Origin of the sequence: Helicobacter sp. 219-2 (assembly GCF_030053225.1) — a bacterium.
Taxonomy (GTDB): domain Bacteria; phylum Campylobacterota; class Campylobacteria; order Campylobacterales; family Helicobacteraceae; genus Helicobacter; species Helicobacter pylori_C.
This window is the reverse complement of record NZ_JASGBS010000003.1, coordinates 1-3,875: the sequence shown is the minus strand read 5'-3', so window position 1 is coordinate 3,875 and position 3,875 is coordinate 1. Positions and strand designations below refer to the sequence as shown.

Genomic DNA, 3,875 nt, shown 5'->3' with positions numbered 1-3,875 from the left:
AATTTCATGAAGTCTTAGACTTCACTTCTTTTGCACACTAAAAAACTTCAATTTTTTTCTTCCTAACCAACTTTTTGAAAAAAACACGATCCAAAAAAAGTCAGTATTGCACGCATTCTTGAATTTTTAGCAGCACAAAAAGTTTTAAAATAAGTTTTTTTGATTAAGTTTGATTTAAGAATATCTTAAAAGTTCGTGTTTTAGCCACCTGTAAGGTCAAATTGACTTCAATTTTTACGGAATTGAAGTGTTATCCTGCACTTTAAAAAGGGGGAATAAAAATTTAAACAAGCGACAAAATTTTTGGGAGAATGAAATTACAATAAAATGGCGTTAGAAAAAAGTTATAAAAACTTTGAAAGCGATGAGCTTTTTGATTATGAAATCATCAAGCCCAAAAAGACGCTTAAGATACAATACACTTATTTTGATCTTTCTTGTTTGCTTGTGTGCTTTTGTTTTTTGCGTTTTTAGTTGCAGGTGGTAATCAATAGTCGTTTTTTTGATTTGAATTGGTTGTAGGGCAAATGAAGCGCAAAAATTGGCTAAAAAATCTGAGTGTTGGAAAAAAATCAAAAAGTCATGATCACTTTTTTGAGCGATTAGCGTTGAAAAAAAACTTTTTGACTGAAAGCGCTGAAAAAATTTAGCGCAATCTGACTGACTTCTTTTGCTTGTGTGCTTTTGTTTTTTGCGTTTTTAGTTGCAGGTGGTAATCAATAGTCGTTTTTTTGATTTGAATTGGTTGTAGGGCAAATGAAGCGCAAAAATTGGCTAAAAAATCTGAGTGTTGGAAAAAAATCAAAAAGTCATGATCACTTTTTTGAGCGATTAGCGTTGAAAAAAAACTTTTTGACTGAAAGCGCTGAAAAAATTTAGCGCAATCTGACTGACTTCAAAAAACTTCATTTGCGTTTTTTTAGTTGCTTGCTAGTTAGCAAATCTAGCGTGTTTAGGATCTAAAAGCGCATATAATTTGTGTTATCAATCCAACCATTTACAAAACCGCCTAGCGAGCGTAAGCGAGCATTCAAGCGGTTTTGCACCTATTGTTTGCTGACAAGCAAACACCAACAAGCGAAGCGTAAGCGAAGCATGGACAAAAGCGCATCGCAGTTTGAAATCGTAGGCGTTAGCCGGAGATGGTTTTGCGTTAGCAAAATCAAACAAGATAGCGCAAACCTGGTGCCGCCCTAAAGTTTGAAAAACTCATGCGGTGTTTAGGGCGTTTTGTGGCGCGCGCTCCCCTTGTTTAACAAATATCTTGTTTATTAATAATAATCTTGTTTACGCAGGTGCGAACATCGTAAAATAGGGGTGTGCAGAGAGAGAAAAGCTAGGTTTTTAATGTTAAAAACAAGCCCAAAAGCTAGGTTTTTAATGTTAAAAACAAGCCCAAAAGCTAGGTTTTTAATGTTAAAACACAACAAAAAAGCTAGGTTTTTAACTAAAAATATAGTTATTTTATGCTATAATACCAATGTAGGCGGTATGCATGGCAGTGTCTTTTTTGTGTCAAATTTGGAGAAATTAGCTTGATTTTTGAGTTAATGGGTGGGGAGTGCAGTGGGTGGCACTCTGTTAGGAGGCACACCATGAAGTTCATTATCGTTGTGATAGTTTCACTAGTTGTAGTGGTTCTTTTGACACAGCCACTACACTAAAAATACCCCTAGAGTTACCGCTCTAGGGGGTTTGGCTATCGCTACGATCATATCGTCTTTTGCCTTTGAAAAAACTAAATAAGGATCTAAAATGCCAAAAGTTAATAACGAACCCAAGCCCAATAAGCGACCTAAAAAGTTCAAACGCCCCACCGTTAAAAAGTCTCAAAAATACCTAGTTACCCAAGACAACCGCTTCATTTACGCTAAATACGGCGATACGACCGCTAACGAATTAAAATTCTTTTACTACATCATTAGCAAGCTCAACTCCATCAGCGACAAAGCCTTTGAAGCGTGCGAGATCCCTATCAATGAGATTTTAGGGGAAACATTGAGTCATGAAAGCGAAGACAATTACACCTACATCAAAAATCTGTGCAGAAGCCTGTCTAAACGAATACTTGAAGATGAAACGCTAGTGTTTGATCCTTTGACCAACAAAAAAGAAGAAATGTTTGAAGTTATGGCAATTTTCAAAAGAATACAATACCTAAAAAGAAAAGCTGTAATCTGTTACCAACTCAACGACTGCCTAAAACCCTACTTGCTAGGACTTAGGAAGAATTTCACGCAGATCCCGTTACAACACATTTTGCCCATTAATAGCGGTTATGCGATCCGCATTTACCAAATCCTTTTGAGCGAACTCAAGCAAAACCGTAACGAAGTAACAATGCCTCTAATCCAACTACAAGATGTGTTGTGCGTGCCAAAAAGTTTTTATAAGTGGGATAATTTCAAACGCAATGTTTTAGAGCCAAGCATCAAAGAGATTAACGCTACCACCGACATTGTAGCCAGTTACAGGACGAAAAAAGAACGCCAAAAGATCACTCAAATAGTGTTTGAAATCTGTTACAAAGACCTTCAAAAGCGTAAAGATCAAGCTAAAGACAAAGAACAGCAACGCATTCAAATTGAAGTCATCAAACCGCTAACTGAACTCAAAGACAAAACCCTAGCTTACCCCACTGATCCGCTAGATGAAAACGCTATCATCGCATTAGTGTATCGTGGAATGCATGAAATCAAAGAAGTGAAAGGCAAGCTACAAGTGGTGTTGACTTTAGAAGAAGCCAACAACCCAAGAAAAAAACAACCACTCATTATATCTAACGCTCATCAAATTGAAAAACTCAAAGCCATGCATGAAAACTATAAGAAAAAGTTTTTCACTCAAAACGCCTCTAAAATCCTCAAAAACAAAGATGGAAAAGGAACAGCATACATTCAACAGATCCAAGAAAACCTCAAAAAAAGAAAAGAAGAAGAAAAAGCTATTGAAAACAAACCAAAGCCCCTAAAAGAAATCCAAACCCAAACATTAGAAGCCAACCCCAATCAAGAAGCGATCGTGAAACCCATGACAAAAGAACTAGGCAATCTTTTTCAACAACACCTCACCAAAAAAGATCCACCTAATCAATGAAAATTTTTTTTCATTGATCTCAATTGAAAGGACATGCATGCCAACTAAGGATTTATCTAAACTCATAGAAAAACTAAATCATGAAAAAAAGAATGCTATTAAAAATGGCATTTATCACTTAATCCAAATTAAATTTTCTTACAACTCTAATCGCATTGAAGGAAGCAGTTTGACCTACGAACAAACCGCTCATATTTTTGATAAATCCGCTCTTATAACTGAAAAAAACGAAAATATTAAACTTGATGATATTTTTGAAACCATCAATCATTTTGAATGCGTGAATTACTTGCTTGAAAGTTATAAAGAACCTTTGAGTTTAGAATATTTTAAAACTTTACACAAAATCTTAAAAAATAATTGCTCTGATGAAGTTATTGGTAATTTTAAAAAACACCCTAATTTTGTAGGTGATAGCGTTACAACAAGACCCCAATTAGTTGGAAGCGAATTAACCAATCTTTTGCAACGCTACCACATCCTGACTGCAACAAATTTGGAAAACATCATAGATTTTCATGTGGCTTTTGAAAAGATACACCCTTTTAGCGATGGCAATGGTAGAGTGGGGCGATTAGTCATGTTCAAAGAGTGTTTGAAAAACAATATCATGCCCTTTATCATAGAAAACGAACACAAAGCTTTTTACTATAGGGGCATTAGAGAATATCACAACACAAAAGGTTATTTGAAAGATACCATTTTGCAAAGTCAAGATAATTTCAATGAAATGGTTAGCTATTTCTTTTCTAAATAGCCTATTTGAAAGTCTAGGAAAA

3 protein-coding genes and 1 pseudogene are annotated in these 3,875 nt (G+C 35.3%); all 4 read left to right on the top strand.

The genetic code is table 11. The features are described 5' to 3' along the window. Positions 1-327: 327 nt before the first annotated feature. A pseudogene (locus tag P6280_RS07600) lies at positions 328-441 on the top strand (relaxase/mobilization nuclease domain-containing protein); the annotation flags it as partial. Positions 442-1,347: 906 nt separating this feature from the next. Beyond that, complete coding sequence (locus tag P6280_RS07595; RefSeq protein WP_283237483.1) at positions 1,348-1,539, top strand: hypothetical protein; 192 nt, start codon at positions 1,348-1,350, stop codon at positions 1,537-1,539. Positions 1,540-1,755: 216 nt separating this feature from the next. Next, a complete protein-coding gene (locus P6280_RS07590) occupies positions 1,756-3,096 on the top strand; it encodes a replication initiation protein (protein WP_283237482.1) in 1,341 nt (446 codons plus the stop codon). A gap of 37 nt (positions 3,097-3,133) precedes the next feature. Further along, complete coding sequence (locus P6280_RS07585; protein WP_283237481.1) at positions 3,134-3,853, top strand: Fic family protein; 720 nt, start codon at positions 3,134-3,136, stop codon at positions 3,851-3,853. Positions 3,854-3,875: the final 22 nt, after the last annotated feature.